The organism is Microbacterium sp. CCNWLW41 (assembly GCF_037083505.1).
The window spans coordinates 475,531-493,061 of sequence record NZ_JBAOJP010000001.1 but is presented as its reverse complement, the minus strand read 5'-3'; the positions used below and the strand labels follow the sequence as shown (position 1 = coordinate 493,061).

Annotated in this window: 17 protein-coding genes; 8 read left to right on the top strand and 9 right to left on the bottom strand. The window is 71.4% G+C overall.

All coding sequences use genetic code 11. The annotated features are described in order from the left end of the window. Positions 1-9 precede the first annotated feature (9 nt). Positions 10-2,004: an APC family permease gene (locus tag V6R91_RS02100; RefSeq protein WP_336395022.1), complete on the bottom strand. Its 1,995-nt coding sequence runs from the start codon at positions 2,002-2,004 to the stop codon at positions 10-12. Between the two features lie 143 nt (positions 2,005-2,147). On the opposite strand from V6R91_RS02100, the gene V6R91_RS02095 reads away from it, so the two are divergent. After that, complete coding sequence (locus V6R91_RS02095) at positions 2,148-3,218, top strand: VanZ family protein (RefSeq protein WP_336393936.1); 1,071 nt, start codon at positions 2,148-2,150, stop codon at positions 3,216-3,218. 91 nt (positions 3,219-3,309) lie between these two features. Here the strand turns inward: V6R91_RS02095 and V6R91_RS02090 are convergent, their stop codons facing one another. From V6R91_RS02090 to V6R91_RS02080, 3 genes are all read right to left on the bottom strand, one after another. Continuing rightward, positions 3,310-4,536 carry an amidohydrolase gene (locus V6R91_RS02090; RefSeq protein ID WP_336393935.1) on the bottom strand — a complete coding sequence of 409 codons (1,227 nt, stop codon included), beginning with the start codon at positions 4,534-4,536 and terminating at the stop codon, positions 3,310-3,312. A 42-nt stretch (positions 4,537-4,578) separates the two neighbouring features. Then, positions 4,579-5,598 (bottom strand): LacI family DNA-binding transcriptional regulator, encoded by a 1,020-nt coding sequence (locus V6R91_RS02085; RefSeq protein ID WP_336393934.1) that lies wholly within the window; start codon positions 5,596-5,598, stop codon positions 4,579-4,581. A 106-nt stretch (positions 5,599-5,704) separates the two neighbouring features. Next, a complete protein-coding gene (locus tag V6R91_RS02080; protein ID WP_336393933.1) occupies positions 5,705-7,387 on the bottom strand; it encodes a glycoside hydrolase family 13 protein in 1,683 nt (560 codons plus the stop codon). 72 nt (positions 7,388-7,459) lie between these two features. On the opposite strand from V6R91_RS02080, the gene V6R91_RS02075 reads away from it, so the two are divergent. Continuing rightward, complete coding sequence (locus V6R91_RS02075; protein WP_336393932.1) at positions 7,460-7,978, top strand: adenine phosphoribosyltransferase; 519 nt, start codon at positions 7,460-7,462, stop codon at positions 7,976-7,978. A gap of 27 nt (positions 7,979-8,005) precedes the next feature. On the opposite strand, the gene V6R91_RS02070 is transcribed toward V6R91_RS02075, so the two are convergent. Together V6R91_RS02070 and V6R91_RS02065 are read right to left on the bottom strand one after the other, a co-directional pair. Further along, positions 8,006-8,596 carry a pyridoxamine 5'-phosphate oxidase family protein gene (locus tag V6R91_RS02070; protein ID WP_336393931.1) on the bottom strand — a complete coding sequence of 197 codons (591 nt, stop codon included), beginning with the start codon at positions 8,594-8,596 and terminating at the stop codon, positions 8,006-8,008. Between the two features lie 130 nt (positions 8,597-8,726). Next, entirely contained in the window at positions 8,727-9,347 is a 621-nt protein-coding gene (locus tag V6R91_RS02065; RefSeq protein ID WP_336393930.1) for a hypothetical protein, read from the bottom strand. Positions 9,348-9,570: 223 nt separating this feature from the next. On the opposite strand from V6R91_RS02065, the gene V6R91_RS02060 reads away from it, so the two are divergent. Next, a complete protein-coding gene (locus V6R91_RS02060) occupies positions 9,571-10,755 on the top strand; it encodes a sensor histidine kinase (protein WP_336393929.1) in 1,185 nt (394 codons plus the stop codon). Next, positions 10,752-11,462 (top strand): response regulator transcription factor, encoded by a 711-nt coding sequence (locus V6R91_RS02055; protein WP_336393928.1) that lies wholly within the window; start codon positions 10,752-10,754, stop codon positions 11,460-11,462. Before V6R91_RS02060 ends, V6R91_RS02055 begins: the two co-directional genes overlap by 4 nt. A 14-nt stretch (positions 11,463-11,476) precedes the next feature. On the opposite strand, the gene V6R91_RS02050 is transcribed toward V6R91_RS02055, so the two are convergent. After that, complete coding sequence (locus V6R91_RS02050; RefSeq protein WP_336393927.1) at positions 11,477-12,409, bottom strand: 2-hydroxyacid dehydrogenase; 933 nt, start codon at positions 12,407-12,409, stop codon at positions 11,477-11,479. Between the two features lie 82 nt (positions 12,410-12,491). Between V6R91_RS02050 and V6R91_RS02045 the strand changes: the two genes are divergently transcribed. After that, positions 12,492-12,923 (top strand): DUF1761 domain-containing protein, encoded by a 432-nt coding sequence (locus tag V6R91_RS02045; RefSeq protein ID WP_336393926.1) that lies wholly within the window; start codon positions 12,492-12,494, stop codon positions 12,921-12,923. A 16-nt stretch (positions 12,924-12,939) separates the two neighbouring features. Here V6R91_RS02045 and purQ read toward each other — a convergent pair whose 3' ends face one another. Together purQ and purS are read right to left on the bottom strand one after the other, a co-directional pair. Beyond that, positions 12,940-13,647, bottom strand: a complete 708-nt coding sequence (purQ, locus tag V6R91_RS02040; protein WP_336393925.1) for a phosphoribosylformylglycinamidine synthase subunit PurQ — start codon at positions 13,645-13,647, stop codon at positions 12,940-12,942. Then, entirely contained in the window at positions 13,644-13,892 is a 249-nt protein-coding gene (gene purS / locus V6R91_RS02035; protein WP_336393924.1) for a phosphoribosylformylglycinamidine synthase subunit PurS, read from the bottom strand. Before purS ends, purQ begins: the two co-directional genes overlap by 4 nt. Before the next feature lie 314 nt (positions 13,893-14,206). Between purS and V6R91_RS02030 the strand changes: the two genes are divergently transcribed. From V6R91_RS02030 to V6R91_RS02020, 3 genes are all read left to right on the top strand, one after another. Further along, positions 14,207-15,478 (top strand): ABC transporter substrate-binding protein, encoded by a 1,272-nt coding sequence (locus V6R91_RS02030; protein WP_336393923.1) that lies wholly within the window; start codon positions 14,207-14,209, stop codon positions 15,476-15,478. Between the two features lie 84 nt (positions 15,479-15,562). Next, the gene (locus V6R91_RS02025) at positions 15,563-16,588 is read left to right on the top strand and encodes a carbohydrate ABC transporter permease (protein ID WP_442928087.1); all 1,026 of its coding nucleotides are present in this window, start codon (positions 15,563-15,565) and stop codon (positions 16,586-16,588) included. After that, positions 16,585-17,502: a carbohydrate ABC transporter permease gene (locus tag V6R91_RS02020; RefSeq protein WP_378879451.1), complete on the top strand. Its 918-nt coding sequence runs from the start codon at positions 16,585-16,587 to the stop codon at positions 17,500-17,502. Before V6R91_RS02025 ends, V6R91_RS02020 begins: the two co-directional genes overlap by 4 nt. Positions 17,503-17,531 lie beyond the last annotated feature (29 nt).

The following is a 17,531-nucleotide window of genomic DNA, read 5'->3' as shown; positions in this document are numbered from 1 at the left end:
CCTTCAAGGCTACGCGCTGCCCCGGCCCGCGCGGTCGTCGCCGGGAAGCGCGCGGGAGCGCCGGCCGTAGATCAGCTCGGACGAGTCCAGCAGCCACGGCACGAGCGTGATCGAGACGCCGTGGACCAGCATGAGCTGCTGGGCGATGCGACGGGCGCGGCGGTTGTGCAGCAGCGTCTCCCACCAGTGCCCGACGATGTACTGCGGCAGGTAGACCGTGACCACGGACGACCCGTGCTGCTCGCGGTACTTCTTGACGAACTCGGCGATCGGGCTCGCGTAGGTGCGATACGGCGACTCGATGATCTTCAGCGGGATCGGCATCCGATGCTCCTGCCACTCCTGTTCGAGTGCCGCCGCGTCCTCCTTCGTCACCGAGACGTGCACCGCGAAGGTCTTGTCGTGCTTGGCGGCCAGCGCGTAGTCGACGGCCTTCACGACCGGCTTCTGCAGCTTGTTGACGAGGATGAGCGCGACGTCGCCCGACGAGCCGAAGTGGATCCGGTCGTCCATGGCGATCTCGTGGTCGACATCGCGGTAGTAGCGGTGCACGCCGATCATGAGGAACGACAGCACGGGGATCGCGAGGAAGACCAGCCACGCCCCGTGGGTGAACTTCGTGATCGTCACGATGATGAGCACGGATGCCGTCATCACGGCGCCCGCCGAGTTGATGACGAGCCCCTTGCGATAGCTGAAGAGGTCGTCGCGGACCGTCCTGTCGTCGCGTCGCTCCGGCGGCAGCGCCCGGATCTCGCGCAGTCCCCGGCGCCAGTGCCGGATCATGCCGATCTGGCCGAGGGTGAACGAGGTGAAGACGCCGATGATGTACAGCTGGATCAGGTTCGTGAGGTTCGCCTGGTAGACGATCAGCACGCCGATCGCGATCAGCCCGAGGACGATCATGCCGTTGGAGTAGACCAGGCGGTCGCCGCGCGTGTTGAGGGCCTTGGGCGCGTAGCCGTCGCGCGCGAGCACCGAGCCCAGCAGCGGGAACCCGTTGAAGGCGGTGTTGGCGGCGAGCAGCAGGACGAGCGCGGTCGCCGCCTGGATGACGAAGAACGGGATCGAGTTCATTCCGAACACGGCCGACGACACCTGGGCCATGACGCTCGGCTGCGGGCCCGCCGTGCAGTCGAAGCCGATGAGGTCGCAGGGGTTCTCGGCGTAGTGGACGCCCGACACCAGGGCCAGGGCGGTGAGTCCCGAGAACAGCAGGATCGCGATCCCGCCCATCAGCGCGAGCGTCGTCTGTGCGTTGCGCACCTTCGGCTTGCGGAACGCCTGCACGCCGTTGGAGACGGCCTCCACGCCGGTCAGCGCCGAGCAGCCGCTCGAGAACGCCCGCAGCACGAGGAGGATGACCGCCGCCTGGGTGACGCTCTGCGTCTCGACGGCGTACTGCGCGCTGGCCGCCAGCGGCGCGTCGCCGGTCAGGGTCCGGAAGAGGCCGACGACGACCATGACGCCCACCGAGGCGATGAACACGTACGTCGGGATGGCGAACGCCGTGGAGGCCTCGCGGACGCCCCGGAGGTTCACGACGACGATGAGGATGACGAAGCCGACCGCCAGCTCCACGCGGAACGGGTCGAGCCCCGGCAGCGCCGAGATGATGTTGTCGACGCCCGACGCGACCGAGACGGACACGGTGAGGACGTAGTCGACCAGGAGCGCCGCGGCCACGACGACACCCGGCACCTCGCCCAGGTTCTTCCGCGCGACCTCGTAATCGCCGCCGCCGGAGGGGTACGCCTTGATGAGCTGCCGGTAGCTGACGACGACGACGATCAGCAGCAGCACGACCGCGGCGGCGATCCAGGGGGCGAACGCGAGGAAGGCCAGGCCGCCGGTGAGGAGGATGAGCAGCAGCTCCTGCGGCGCGTACGCCACCGATGACAGCGCGTCGGAGGCGAAGATCGGCAGCGCCCGCTTCTTGGGGAGCAGGTGCTCCTCGGAGTCGCTGGAGGCCAGGGGACCGCCCAGGATGAGGCGCTTCGCCATCGGCGGCTCGTCGACCGCCGGCTCCCTGAGTTCGTTCGTCACAGCGGGAGAAGCTACTCGCGCGGGTGGGGCGGGCCGCCGATCCTCACGGAATCCATACGCCTGCCCGCGAGGCATCCGACGCGCTCTGCGACACTCGATGCGTGGACGAGCAGATCCGCCTCGGCGTGCTCGCGATCACGCTCGGTGTGGTCGTCGGCGTGCTGCTGTTCGTCCCGTTCGTGGCGCTGAGCTACCGGCGGCGTGGCGGGTTCGGCGTCGGCAGGTTCCTGCTGTGGGCGGCGGCTCTCGTCTACGTCATGGCGATCTGGACGTACACGCTGCTGCCGCTGCCCGACCCCGACGCGATCCGCTGCGGCGGCGTCAACCTCGACCCCACGACGCTCGCCGGCGAGCTGCGCGACGCGATCGCCCGGCGGGGCGGCGGCGCGGCCGCCGACCCGGCCGTGCGGCAGCTGCTGCTCAACGTCGTGCTCTTCGTGCCCCTCGGCGTCATCCTCCGGGTGTTCGGCGGGCGCGGAGTGGGCGCCGCCCTGGTCGCCGGCTTCGCGCTGTCGGCGTTCGTCGAGCTCACGCAGCTCACCGGCGTCTGGGGTCTGTACCCGTGCGCCTACCGCGTGTTCGACGTCGACGACCTGCTGATGAACACGCTCGGCGCAGTGATCGGCTCGCTGCTGGCCCTCGCCGTGCCCCGTCGGTGGCGCGGATCCGCGCGGCTGCCGGACGCCGGCGAGCCCCAGCCGGTGACCCGGGGCCGGCGGCTCCTGGGCATGGTCTGCGACGCCGTCGCCGCCTGGGTGCTGAACCTCTCGACGGTGGTCGCCGTGCAGCTGGCGCTCGCGCTCCTCGGCGCGCAGTCGGCCGTGCGCGACGGCGCCGCCGCCGCCGTGGGCAACGCGGCGACGATCGCGGTGTGGCTGGTGGTGACCCTCGCCACCGGCCGCACCGTCGGCGATCACGCCGTGCAGCTGCGCTTCACGGGCGGTGAGCTGCCGGTGGGGCTCGCCCGCTTCCTGCGGTTCCTCGGCGGCATCGGCGGCTACCTCGTGCTCGCGGCGCTCCCGGGGGCGTGGGGGCTCGTCGAAGTGGTGTTCGTCATCGCGTCGGTGCTGCTCGTGTTCACTCGGCTCGGGCCGCGCGGGCTGCCGGGCGTCGTCTCGGGCCAGCGGCTGGTCGATGCCCGCGAGCTGCCGGGGTCTCTGGCCGCCGAGTGACCGCGTCCTCGCCGAGTGATCGCGTCCTCGCCGAGTGACCACGCTGTCGGCGCCGAGGACGTGGTCACTCGACGAGATCGCGGTTACTCGATCAGCGGGCGGGCGACTCCAGGAACTCGCGGGCGGCGACGACGAGCGCCTCCACGCCGCGGCTCAGCGTCGGCTGCAGCACGGGGGCGAAGAACGGCGAGTGGTTCGTCGGGATGTCGCGCTCGATCGTGCCGGCGGCCTGCGCCGCGGCGAACGCGGCCGGGTCGACGCCGCCCCAGAACCAGAACACCAGCGGCACGCCGGCCTCGCGCGCGAACCACGAGACGTCCTCGCTGCCGGTGAACATGCCCGGGTCGATGACCGTGCCCTCGCCGAACGCGGCGTCGAAGGCCAGCACGAGGCGGGCCGTGGCGTGCACGTCGTTGATCGTGGGTGGCAGCGAGTGGTCGACGACGATCGTGGGCGGCTGCTCCGCACCGGATGCCTGCGCCTCGGCGCGCACGACGCGCTCCACCTTCTCGAGCACGCGGGCGCGAGCCTCGTCGTCGGGGTAGCGCAGGCTCAGCTCGAGCTTCGCCTCGGCGGGGATGATGTTGTTCTTCAGGCCCGCGTGGATGGATCCCACCGTCACCACCGCGACGTCGCGCGGGTCGACCTCGCGCGACACGATCGTCTGCAGGCGCATCACCGTGGCCGCCGCCATGACGACGGGGTCGATCGTCGAGTGCGGTCGCGATCCGTGCCCGCCGCGGCCGAGGAGCGTCACGGTGAGCCCGTCGGATGCCGCCATCTGGGTGCCGCTGCGCACGCCGATCGTGCCCGCCGGGAGCGGGGTGACGTGCTGGCCGAGCACGATGTCGGGCTTCGGGAATCGGTCGAGCACGCCGTCGGCGATCATGGCCTGTGAGCCGGCGCCGTACTCCTCGGCCGGCTGGAAGACGGCGACGATCGTCCCCGACCACTCGTCCTTCGTGGCGACCAGGCGCTCCAGGGCGCCGAGGAGCGCGGTGACGTGCATGTCGTGGCCGCACGCGTGCATGACGGGAACGTCGTTGCCGGCGGGGTCGGTTCCGCGCGCGGTGCTGGCGTACTCGAGGCCGGTCTGCTCGGGGACGGGGAGGGCGTCCATGTCGGCGCGCAGCCACACGACGGGTCCGTCGCCGTTGACGATCGACGCGACCACGCCGGTCTTGCCGATCCCCTCTTCGAACTCGATGCCGAGGTCCGCGAGGTGCTGGGTGACGACCCCGGCCGTCCGCGTCTCCTGGAACGACAGTTCCGGATGCCGGTGCAGGTCGATGTAGAGGGCCTCGAGGTCGATGGTCATGGCGTCGAGCCTATCCGCGCCGCCCCGGGATCGTCGCCCGCGTCAGCCGGCCAGGCGCGCGGTCGAGCCGCGGACGATGAGCTCGTACGGCAGCTCGCCGGGCCGGTGGGCCGGGGTTCCGGTATCGGTCCGCTCCAGCGCGGCGAGGATCGCGTCGGCGGCGCGCTCACCCTGGCCGAGGGGGAACTGATCGACCGTGGTGAGGCGGAAGAACTCGCCGAGCTCGTGGCCGTCGATGCCGATGACCGACAGGTCCTCGGGCACGCGGTAGCCGAGGTCGCGCGCGGCCAGCAGCGCCCCGATGGCCATCTCGTCGGATGCCGCGAAGATCGCCGTCGGTCGCCCGCCGGGCTTGCCCAGCAGCTGCTTGGCGGCGCGGAAGCCGCCTTCGATCGTGAAGTCCGCGGGCTCGTACAGGGACGGCTTCACCGGGATGCCGGCATCCGCCAGCGCCTGCTCGAAGCCCTGCCGCCGCTGCGTCGGGATGTGGAAGTCGACGTCGAACTCGGGGCTGGCGCCGATGTGCGCGATCTCGCGGTGCCCGAGCGCCAGCAGGTGCTCGGTCGCCAGGCGCGCGACCGCGACGTCGTCGACGGTGAGCGTGGTCAGGAGCGGGTTCGGTCCGCCGATCGCGATGACCGGCAGGTCGAGCTCGACGAGGCGCTCGGTCTCCTCCTTGCCGAGCTCCAGTGAGATCGCGATCACGCCGTCGACGCGCTGGCGGCGCAGGAAGGTCTCGAAGATGTCGTGCCGCTCGTCGCGGTCCGCCGTGAGGCTGTACAGCGTGATGTCGTAGCCGCGTCGCATGAGGGCCGAGGCGATGCCGCTCAGCACCGTGGAGAAGAACCAGCGGTCCAGGAACGGCACCAGGACGCCGATGTTGCGCGTGCGGCCCGAGGCGAGGCTGGACGCCGACGCCGAGACGACGTAGCCGAGACTCTTCGCGGCCGCCTCGACCTTGGCCTTCGCGCCCGCCGAGACGTGGCCGCGCCCGCTGAGGGCGCGCGAGACCGTCGCCGTCGAGACGCCCGCCGCGCGGGCGACCTCGTCGATGCTGACCACGTCGTCCTCCTTGCTGCCGGTCGCGGGGCTCGTGCCGCGCCGGCTTCCGCTCCGCCCGGGCCGTCAGGCGGGGGCTGACCCCGCCCGACGCCCGGGTGCGCGGATCTCAGTCGCCTGTCACCCAGACGGTGGTGTCGGCGGGGATCCGGTCTCCCACGACGGGGCCGCTCGACGCGATCACGATACCCGGCGGCAACGCGATCGGCGTGGAGCCGGTGTTCGCGACGACGGTGACCCCGCCGTTGCGGAACGCCAGCACGTCGTCGCCGTAGCCGTCGATCCACTCGAGCGAGCCGGCGCCGAGCGAGCGCGCGCGGCGCTCGGCGAGGAGCGTCCGGTAGAGCTCGAGGGTCGAGCCCTCGACGCCGGACTGCCGGTCGCGGGCGAGATGTGCCCACTCGGCGGGCTGGGGCAGCCACGACGCGCCCGTGGCGTTGAAACCGTAGGCCGGGGCATCCGCGGTCCACGGGATCGGAACGCGACAGCCGTCACGGCCGTACCGCTCGCCGTTCGTGCGGAACCACGTCGGGTCCTGGCGCGCGTGGCCGGGGATGTCGATGACCTCGGGGAGGCCGAGCTCCTCGCCCTGGTACAGGTAGGCCGAGCCGGGCAGCGCGAGCATGAGCGTCGTCGCGGCGCGGGCGCGGGCGAGGCCGACCTCGGGGATCGGCTGGCCGGGGGACTCGGGGCCGATGCCGTGACCCTGCGGGTTCTCGGCGGTCAGCGCGAGGCGCGACGCGTGGCGCACGACGTCGTGGTTCGACAGCACCCACGTGCTCGGAGCGCCGACGCCCGGGAAGGCCCGCAGCGAGACGTCGATGACCTTGCGCAGGTCCGCGGCGTTCCACTCGGTCGAGAGGTAGGGGAAGTTGAAGGCCTGGTGCATCTCGTCGGGGCGCACCCACTGCGCGGTGCGCTCGGCGGTCGGCAGCCACGCCTCGGCGGCGAGGGCCCGGTCGCCCTGGTACTCCTCGAGGATCTTGCGCCAGTCGCGGTAGACCTCGTGCACGGCGTCCTGGCCCCAGTAGGGCACGTTCTCCTCTTCGCCGCCCATCGAGCCGGCCTCGGGGTCGGGGATGTAGTCCGGGAGACCCTCGGCCTTGACGAGTCCGTGGGCGACGTCCACGCGGAAGCCGTCGACGCCCCGGTCGAGCCAGAAGCGCAGGATGCGGCGGAACTCCTCGCGCACTTCCTCGTTCGACCAGTCGAAGTCGGGCTGCGACGAGTCGAAGAGGTGGAGGTACCACTGGCCCGGCTTGCCGTCGGCCTCGATGACGCGCGTCCAGGCGGGGCCGCCGAAGACCGACTCCCAGTTGTTCGGCGGGAGCTCGCCGTTCTCGCCCTGGCCGTCGCGGAACATGTAGCGCGCGCGCTCGGCGCTGTGCGGCGCCGCGTGGAGCGCCTGCTGGAACCATTCGTGCTGGTCGGAGGAGTGATTGGGGACCAGATCGACGATGACACGGATGCCGCGGGCGTGCGCGCCGGCGAGCATGGCGTCGAAGTCCGCCAGCGTGCCGAACAGGGGGTCGACGTCGCAGTAGTCGCTGACGTCGTAGCCGGCGTCCTTCTGCGGAGAGCGCTGGAACGGGCTCAGCCAGATGGCGTCGACGCCGAGGTCCTGCAGATCGTCGAGGTGCGACGTGACACCCGGGAGGTCGCCGATGCCGTCGCCGGACGCGTCGGCGAAGGAGCGGGGGTAGATCTGGTAGATGATGGCGGTGCGCCACCACTCGCCGCCCACGGCGGCGAGGAACGCATCCGTTCGCTCTTCGGTATCTGCGGAAGTCATCGGGCCAGTGTACTGCAAGCGCTTACACAGCCGCCTCCCTCGGCACCCGGGCACGCGGCGTAGGGTGAACGGGTGCCGTCTGAAGCCCTCGTCCGCGCCGAGTCCCTGATCCGGAGCGTCCCCGACTACCCCGAGCCGGGGGTGCTGTTCCGCGACATCACGCCGCTGCTGGCGGATGCCTCGGCCCTGCGCACCGTCATCCACGCGATGATCGCGCCCTTCGAGGGGTCGTTCGACGTGGTCGCGGGCGTCGAGGCGCGAGGGTTCCTGCTGGCGGGTGCCGTCGCGATGGAGGCCGGCGTTGGTCTGGTGCCGATCCGCAAAGCGGGCAAGCTGCCGCTGCCGGCGGCATCCGTCTCCTATGACCTCGAGTACGGCAGCGCCACGATCGAGGCGCACGGCGACATCGCCGACCGTGCGCGCGTCCTGCTGGTGGACGACGTGCTGGCCACCGGAGGGACGCTGGTCGCCGCGCACGAACTCGTGGCCTCGCTCGGCGGCGTCGTCGTCGGCACCGCGGTGCTGATGGAGCTCACCGCGCTCGGCGGACGCGCCGTGGTCGGCGACGTCCACACGGTGTTCACCGCCTGACCTTCGGACGGGTCTTCGCCCGCGCGGTCAGCGGTCCTGGCCCGCGTCGGGGGCGGGCGGGCCGTGGTCGCCCCCCGGGCGCGGCCCGAAGTGCGGGATCGGCTCGGGCCGGTCGCCCCGCACCGATCGCTGGGCATCGGCAGCGGCCGGGAGGGAGGGGTCGCCCTCGAAGGCCAGCAGCCGTCCGCTGCGACCCGCGTGCACGGGGAAGCGCCGACCCGTCACGGCGTTCGCGGTGACCTTGACGACGAAGAACTTGGCGGTCGGGCTCCACGACACGAGTGTGCGCACCCCGCTGTCGCGGATCTGGTCGTCGCGGGTCACCCGCTCCGCGCGCCCCCGGATGACGACGCTCCAGTAGTGCTCGTCGGCCTCGCCGTCGACCTCGAAGGCGACGAGCGGGTGATGGGCGATGTGCAGCAGCTTGGAGTCCCGCGCCGTGCGGAAGTAGATCGCCCCCTCGTGGGCCAGATGGTTCACGGGGAAGATGTCCGGCGAGCCGTCGGCGTTCACGACGGCGAGCCGGCCGAGCTTGGCCCCCTGCACGTACGCCCAGCAGGTGGCGGCGTCCAGACGCTCCACCGTGGCCGCGCGCTTCGATCCCGAGTCGTTCTTCATCCGCCATCACCGTCCCTTCCCTCGGTCATACCCCAATGCCCCGACCGAGAGAAGGGACGTTCGACCCTCGCGTTGGTGGAGACTGCGGGGACCGGGCCTCGCGGCCCGGCCCCCGCGGGGCGACGGTCCGTCAGCGACGGTCGCGGCGACGTGCGCGCGACTGCGCGCCGCCTGCCAGCAGCACGATCCCGAGCGTCGAGACGAAGAGGCCGGCCGGAACGCCACCGCCGGTCTGCGAGAAGAACAGCAGCAGCACCTGCACCAGGGGCAGCGGCAGCACGAGCCACAGGCTCATCTGCCGAGCGCGCACGAGCGAGACGGTGAGGCCGATGACGCCCACGAGCCAGAGGGCGTTGGCCGCCATGGCGACGAGGGGGAACCACTCGAAGTCGATGCCGTTGGCGGCGCTCGTCGCCGTGCCGAGGGTCAGAAGGACGGTGCCGGTGGCGGCGACGAACGCTCCCCAGCTCGACCGGGCGTAGCGGGCCAGCCCCAGGAACAGGACGGCGAGCGCCCACAGGCTCACCGTGAACATGACGAGGATGATTCGCGTGCGCGGGTCGATCGCGGGGTCCTCGTCCTGCGGGAACAGGAACTGCAGCACTCCGATCACGATCGACAGGATGCCGGCGGCGAGCGCGGCGGCGCCGGCCAGGCGGGCGCCGATCCGGCCGATCAGCCGCCCGTTGCGCGGATACGGGTGAGCGGCGGTCGCGGAGGTCGCGGGGGAAGGAAGGGTGACGGATGCCATGACGGCCTTTCTGACGGGTCCAGGTCGCGAGCGGGGATCCGGTGCGACGAGACGAAGCTACGGAGGAGCGACCGGCGGCGACATCGTGCGGAGGTCGAGGACTCGCCTCCCGCACGGTGCTGTTCCGACGCGGCCTCCGGCGGGTCCGCGTGCGACGCGGGTCGACGGAGGAGTCGACTTTCGTCGCTACGGGCGCGCCCGGATCGCCCTCTAGCATCGGACCGTGACCCCGAACGCCGCCCCCGCGCCGGCGCGCACGTCCGGTCGCGGCCGGTCCGGCTGGCGGCAGTGGACGTCGCCGCTCGACCTCGCGATCGCGGGCGGGATCGGGGCGTGGGCGGTGCTCGAGGCGCTCCTGGTCCCCTCGGCTCATCCCCTCGCGCAGCTCGGCTTCGCCCTGGCCATCTCGCTTCCGCTGGCCGTGCGGCGTCGCTTCCCCGCGGCCGTGCTGCTCGTGGTGGCGGCGGCGCTGGTGCTCCACGCCGCGGTCGCCGGCCCGGACGCGACGTTCAACCCGTTCCCGAGCCTCCTCGTGGCCACCTTCACGGTCGCCGAGCGCATCGGCCCGTGGCCCCTCGCGGTCCTGCTCGGTCTCGTGCCCGTCGCGGCGATGCTCGGGGCGCACGCGCTCGGGTACTTCGGCGCGACCGGCATCGAGGCCGCGGGCGCAGTGTTCCTGGTGTTCTTCGTCGGCTCGACGTGGGCGGCGGGCCGCATCGTGCGTCACCGCGCGCTGTCCCTGCAGCACACGCGCGCGAGCTCCGAGCAGCGCGCCGCCGAGGCCGCGGCAGCGGAGCGCCGCCGCATCGCCCGGGAGCTGCACGACATCGTCGCCCACTCGCTGTCGATCGTCGCCCTTCAAGCCGCCGCCGCAGAGCAGTTCGTGGAACGCGATCCTGCCCGGGCGCGCACGCACCTGCAGCTCACCCGTCGGACGGCGCAGGGCGCGCTCGACGAGATGCGCCACCTGCTCGAGGTGCTCCGCGAAGACGAGGCGTCCTACGTGCCGCAGCCCGGGCTGTCGGCCCTTCCCGACCTCATCGCCGAGACGCAGGCGGCCGGACACCGCTGCACCCTGACGACGGATGCCTCAGTCGACGGCATCCCGGACGGCGTGGCGCTGACGGTGTACCGCATCGTGCAGGAGTCGCTGACCAACGTGCGCAAGCACGCCGCGGGCGCCGACATCGCCGTGACGGTGCGCGCGACCGACGGCGAGCTGGAGGTGGCGGTGCAGAACGGTCCTGCCCCCGGCTCCGGGGCGTCGGTCGCCGTCCCCGGCGCCGGCCGGGGACTCCCCGGGATGCAGGAGCGCGTCCGCCTGTACGGCGGCCGCGTCCAGTCCCGCCGCACCCCGGACGGCGGCTGGCTCGTGCAGGCGGCGATCCCCGTGGCGGCCCGGGCATGACGGGGGACGGATCCGTCTTCGGCGATGGCTCGGGCGGCGCCGACCGGGGCGCAGCGCCCCCGCCGATCCGGGTCCTCATCGCGGACGACCACGCCCTCGTGCGCTCCGGGATCAGGGGCCTGCTCGAGGCCGCGGACCTCGCGGTCGTCGGCGAGGCGGCTGACGGCCGTGAGGCGGTGACCGCCGCGCGCGTGCTGGCGCCCGACGTGGTGCTCATGGACATCCGCATGCCCGGGATGGACGGCATCGAGGCCACCGGCCTCATCTCCGCCGAGGCCCGGGCGCCACGGGTGCTCGTGCTCACCACGTTCGATCTGGACGAGTACGTGTACCGGGCGCTGGCGGCCGGGGCATCCGGATTCCTCCTCAAGGACGCCCCGCCGGATCGCCTCGTAGATGCCGTCCGCACCGTCGCCGGCGGAGAGGCGCTGCTCGCGCCCGAAGTCACCCGCCGGCTGATCGAGCGCTACCTGGGCGCGCCGCCGCCCGACGCGCGTCCCCCGGCAGACCTGACGCCGAGGGAGGAGGAGATCTGGCTGCTCATCGCGCGCGGCCGGTCCAACCTCGAGATCGGCCGCGAGCTCCACCTCAGCGAGGCGACCGTCAAGGCCCACGTCACGCGGCTCCTGGCCAAGCTCGGGGTGCGCGACCGCGTCCAGGCCGTCGTCGCCGCCTACGAGACGGGTCTGGTGCGCCCGGGCGCGTGAACGAAGTCAGGCCGTCAGTCTCCCAGTACGACGTTGAGCGGGGGCTCGCCGGCGACGAGGCGCTCGATCTGCGTGCGCACCAGCTTCGCGACGCGGGGGCGCATGGCGCTGGATGCCCCGCCCACGTGGGGGCTGATGAGCACCCCGGGAAGGCCCCACAGCGGGTGATCCGCGGGGAGCGGCTCGGGATCGGTGACGTCCAGCGCGGCGCGGATCCTGCCGCGGCGCACATGGTCGACGAGGGCGTCGGTGTCGACGAGCGTGCCCCGGCCGACGTTGACGATGAGCGCGCCGTCGGGCAGCGCCGACAGGAACGCGTCGTCCACGAGGCCCTGCGTCGCCTCGCCGCCGGGCAGCGTCAGGACCACGATCTCGGCGCGGGGGAGCAGCGTCGGCAGCTCGTCGATGCCGTGCACCGCGACGCCGTCCTCCTCTCGCGCCCGCGACGCGACGGGGGTCAGCTCGACCTCGAACGGCTCGAGACGTGCCGCGACGGCCTTGCCGACGCCGCCGTAGCCGAGCAGCAGCACGCGGCGGTCGGCGAGGCTGTCGGCGAACACCGGCTGCCAGCGCCCGACGGCCGTGTCGACGGCGAACGCGTCGATGTGCCGCTGGGCGGCGAGGGCGAGGCCGACCGCCAGCTCCGCTGTCGAGGTCTCGTGCACCGAGGCGGCGTTGGCGAACGGCAGCCCGTCCGGAAGGATGTCCGCCACGCCGTCGTAGCCGATCGACTGGCCCTGCACCAGCCCGACGTCGACGCCCTCCAGCCGCTCCAGCACCCGCGCCATCGACATGTACGGGGGGACGACGATGTCGAAGCGGTCTCGCGGGGCGGCGGCGTCCATCGGCCACACGACCAGCTCGACCCCCTCGGGTAGGTCGCCGAGGTCTGCGGCGAGCTGCTCGGTGGGGACGCTGACGATGAGGTTCCGGATGCCACTGGTCACCCTGTCCACGCTACCGGCGAGGTGCGCGCCCGGCGCGGCACGCCGGCGATACGCTCGCGTCGAACAGGCGGAGGAGGCCGACATGGTTCCCGAGATCAACTACTGGGCGGTGCTGATCGCGACGGCGTCGAGCATGGTCGTCGGAACGATCTGGTACACGCCGAAGGTGTTCGGCACACGGTGGTCGAAGCTCGCAGACGTCGACATGGACCGGCCGGGCGCCAGCGCGGTGGTGCCGATCGTCGTGACGGTGATCGTGAGCTTCGTGACCGCGTGGGTGCTGGCGGGCGCGTCGTCGATCGCCTGGCACTTCTACGGCGGCAGCTACCTGTGGGCGGCGCTGGCGACGGGGGTGATCCTGTGGGCGGGATTCACCGCCGCCCGCTTCATCACGCACGACGCCTTCGAGGGGCGGCCGACCAGTCTCACGGTGCTGAACATCGCGCACGAGCTCGTGACGATCGTCGTCATGGCGCTCATCGTCGGCGTCTGGCCGCCGGCCGGAACAGTCTGAGAACGGATGCCGCCGCTCAGGCGGCGGCGCCCACCACCGCGGCGATCGCCGAGGTGAAGAACGCCAGGCCGTCCACGCCGGAGCGCATGGCCGCCGAGGTGTCGGGGCCGAACCCCGGCTCGACGGCGTGCTCGGGGTGGGGCATGAGCCCCACGACGTTGCCGTGCTCGTTGGTGAGCCCGGCGATGTCGCGCAGCGACCCGTTCGGGTTCACGCCGAGGTAGCGGAACGCCACCAGGCCCTCGCCCTCGAGGCGGTCGAGCTCGGAGTCGGACGCGATGTAGCCGCCGTCGGCGTTCTTCAGCGGGATGACGATCTCCTGGCCGGTCGCGAAGTCGCTCGTCCAGGCGGTGTCGTTGTTCTCGACGCGCAGGCGCTGGTCCCGGCGGATGAACTGCTGGTGCGCGTTGCGGATCAGGCCGCCCGGCAGCAGGTGCGCCTCGACGAGCATCTGGAAGCCGTTGCAGATGCCGAGGATGGGCATGCCCTTGGCCGCGGCATCCTTCACCTCCGACATGATCGGGGCGAGGGCCGCGATGGCCCCGGCGCGCAGGTAGTCGCCGTAGCTGAAGCCGCCGGGGAGCACGAGCGCGTCGACGCCGTCGAGGTCGTGCGAGCCGTGCCACAGCGCGACCGGCTCGGCGCCGGCGACGCGGATGGCGCGCTGCGCGTCGCGGTCGTCGAGCGAGCCGGGGAAGGTGATGACCCCGACGCGGGCGGTCATTCGACCACCTCGACGCCGACGACGTCCTCGATCACCGAGTTCGAGAGGATCTCGTCCGCGACCCGCTTCGCCTCGGCGAGCACCTCGTCGGTGACCTCGCCGTCGACCGTGAGCTCGAAGCGCTTGCCGATGCGCACGGCGCTGAAATCGCTGATCCCGAGTCGCGAGAAGGCGCCCGAGACGGCCTTGCCCTGCGGGTCCAGCAGTTCGGCCTTGGGCATGACGTCGACGACGATCGTGGGCATCGGGATCCTCCTGGCGGCCGGGGGCCGCAGCTATCGGTCGTGGGCGACGAGCGCAGCGAGGAGTCGGAACGCCGGATGTCGCGGGCAGGGGTCGCCTCCAGTCTACGGGCCGCCGCATCGGTCGTTTCCCTGCATCTGGAATCCGCCGTGACCGAACCGTGATCCGGCTGTGGGAGCGCTCCCTTGACTTCGTGAGAGCGATCCCATAGCGTTTCCTCTCGATCGGTGGGAACGCTCCCATGACATCACCTCGGCCACGGGACCCGCCCTGGCCGGTCCTGCAACACACCACCTGACAACACAAAGGAGTGACAGTGAACGCACGCGCCTTCCGCAGAAGCGCTGTGGCAATCGCCGCATTCTCGGCCTCGGCCATCGTCCTCGCCGGCTGCGCCGGCGGCAGCAACGACGAGGCCGGCGGCGAGGACGGCGAGGTCACGCTGACCGTGGCCACCTTCAACGACTTCGGCTACACCGATGAACTCCTCCAGGAGTACATGGACGAGAACCCGAACGTGAAGATCGTCCACAACCGCGCCGCCGAGTCCGGCGACGCCCGCGCGAACTACTTCGCCAAGCTCGGCAAGGGCGGCCTGGCCGACATCGAGGCGGTCGAGATCGACTGGTTCGCCGAGGCGATGCAGTACTCCGACCTCCTCGCCGAGGCCCCCGACAGCGTCAAGGGCCGCTGGCTCGACTGGAAGGAGGCCGCTGCGACCGACGCCGACGGCCGTCTGGTCGGCTTCGGCACCGACATCGGCCCGCAGGGCATCTGCTACCGCTCCGACCTGTTCGCCGCGGCGGGACTCCCCAGCGACCGCGAGGGCGTGGCCGGTCTCTTCGACGGCGACTGGGAGCACTTCCTCGACGTCGCCGACCAGTACAAGGCGGCCACCGGCAAGCCGATGATCGACTCGGCCAACTCGGTGCTCCAGGGCATCGTGAACCAGATCGAGTACACCTACACCGAAGAGGACGGCACGGTCATCGCGACCGAGAACCCCGAGGTGCAGGACGCGTACAACCTCGTCGTCGAGCGCGCCGTTCCCAACTCCGCGTACTCGGGCCAGTGGTCCGACGACTGGTTCGCCTCGATGGCCAACGGCGAGTTCGCCGCCATGCTGTGCCCGGGCTGGATGCTCGGCGTGATCGAGGGCAACGCGCCCGACGTCACCGGCTGGGACATCGCGGACGTCTTCCCCAACGGCGGCGGCAACTGGGGTGGGTCGTACCTGACCGTCCCCGCCGACGGCGAGAACGTCGAGGCGGCGCTCGCGCTGGCCGACTGGCTCACCGCTCCCGAGCAGCAGATGAAGGCATTCGCCAACGCGGGCACCTTCCCGAGCCAGCTCGACGCGCTCGAGAGCTCCGAGCTCGCCGACGCCACGAACGCCTTCTTCAACGAGGCGCCCACCGGCGAGATCCTCTCGGCCCGTGCCGAGGCGGTCACGGTCGCCCCGTTCAAGGACGCGGATTACTTCAAGTACCACGACGCGCTCCAGAACGCGGTCAACCGCGTCTTCGACGGCCTCGAGGACCAGGAGACCTCCTGGAACACGTGGGTCGCTGAGGTCGAGGCCTTCTGAGAAGGCCGGTGCGTGCGGGCGTCCCCCCGGGCCCGCACGCACCGACCTCGCCCCCACACCGTCCGCAGAGCCCTGGAGCAACCCGTGACTGCAACCGACACGCGCCCGCACGCGCCGGAGGCGACGCCCCCGCAGCCTCCGAAGGAGAAGCGCGTGCGCCGGCTGACCTTCGGCCAGCGGCTGAGCCGCTGGGACCTGAAGGTCTCGCCCTACCTGTACATCTCGCCGTTCTTCATCCTGTTCGCGATCGTCGGCGCCTTCCCGATCGTCTACACCGCGGTCATCTCGTTCCAGGAGTGGGACCTCGTCCGCAACTCCGGTGAGTTCGTCGGATTCGACCAGTACGTCTGGATCCTCTCCAACCCGCAGTTCTGGACCGCGCTGCGCAACACGTTCAGCATCTTCCTGCTGTCCACGATCCCGCAGCTCGTCCTCGCGGTCTTCATCGCGGCGATGCTCGACCGCAACATACGCGCCAAGACGTTCTGGCGCATGAGCGTCCTGCTGCCCTACGTCATGGCCCCCGTCGCCGTCGCGCTCATCTTCAGCAACATGTTCGGCGACAACCACGGCCTGGTGAACAACATCCTCACCGATCTCGGCCTCGAGCCGATCATGTGGCACAAGGACCCGTTCTGGAGCCACGTCGCCATCGCGACGATGGTGAACTTCCGTTGGACCGGCTACAACGCGCTGATCCTCCTCGCAGCGATGCAGGCGATCCCGCGCGACTACTACGAGGCCGCCACCGTCGACGGCGCCGGCGCGTTCCGCCAGTTCTGGAGCATCACCGTCCCGTCGCTGCGGGCGACCCTCATCTTCGTGATCATCACCTCGACGATCGGCGGCCTGCAGATCTTCGACGAGCCGCGCATGTACGACAACACCGGCGAGGGCGGCCCGGCGCAGCAGTGGCTGACGATCACGCTGTTCCTCTACAACATCGGCTGGCGCGAGTGGAACTTCGGCCGCGCCGCGGCCCTGGCGTGGATCCTGTTCCTCATCATCCTCGTCATCGGCCTCATCAACCTCCTGGTCACCCGTCGGCTGGTGGCCGACGAGGGCGGCCGCGGGGTCACGCGCAAGAACAAGAAGGGACTGGGCCGGTGAGCACCACTCCTCCCATCGCGCTGGCTGAGCAGCGCATCGCGAGCCCCGACGAGCCCCGCGGCGGCCGCCGCCAGCGCACCACGAAGATCCGCGGCTACCGGCCGGGCTTCTGGGTCTACGCCGGACTGGGCGTCGTCGTGCTCGCCGCCGTGTTCCCCTACTACTGGTCGTTCCTCATCGGATCGGGCGACGCCTCCACCATCAACGACCCGAACATGTCGTGGATCCCCGGCGGCAACTTCCTGGCCAACGCGGCATCCGTCGTCGGCGACCCGGCGGTGAACTTCTGGCCCGCGCTGTGGAACTCGATCTACAGCTCGACGCTGATCGCGGCATCCGTCGTCCTCACCTCGACGCTGGCGGGCTGGGCGTTCGCGAAGCTCCGCTTCCCCGGGAGCAAGGGCCTGCTCATCTTCGTGGTCGCGACGATGGCGGTGCCGATGCAGCTCGGCGTCGTGCCGCTGTACATCCTGTTCGCAGACCTCGGATGGACCGGCCAGATCGGCGCGATCATCATCCCCGCGGTCACGAGCGCCTTCGGCGTCTTCTGGATGACGCAGTACCTGCAGCAGGCGGTCCCCGACGAGCTCATCGAGGCGGCGCGCGTGGACGGCGCGTCGATGATCCGCACGTTCTGGACGGTCGGCGTCACCGCGGCGCGGCCGGCGGCAGCGATGCTGTTCCTGTTCACCTTCGTCGGCGCCTGGAACAACTTCTTCTGGCCGTTCATCGTGCTCGACCGGCAGAACCCCACCCTTCCGGTCGCCCTCTCGCTCCTGCAGTCGAACTACTTCGTCGACTACTCGATCGTGCTCGCCGGTGTGCTGCTGTCGACCATCCCGCTCCTGCTGCTGTTCGCCGTCGCCGGCAAGCAGCTGGTCAGCGGCATCATGGCCGGCGCCGTCAAGGGCTAGGGTTTCCGCCCGCCCACCCGCCCCGACAT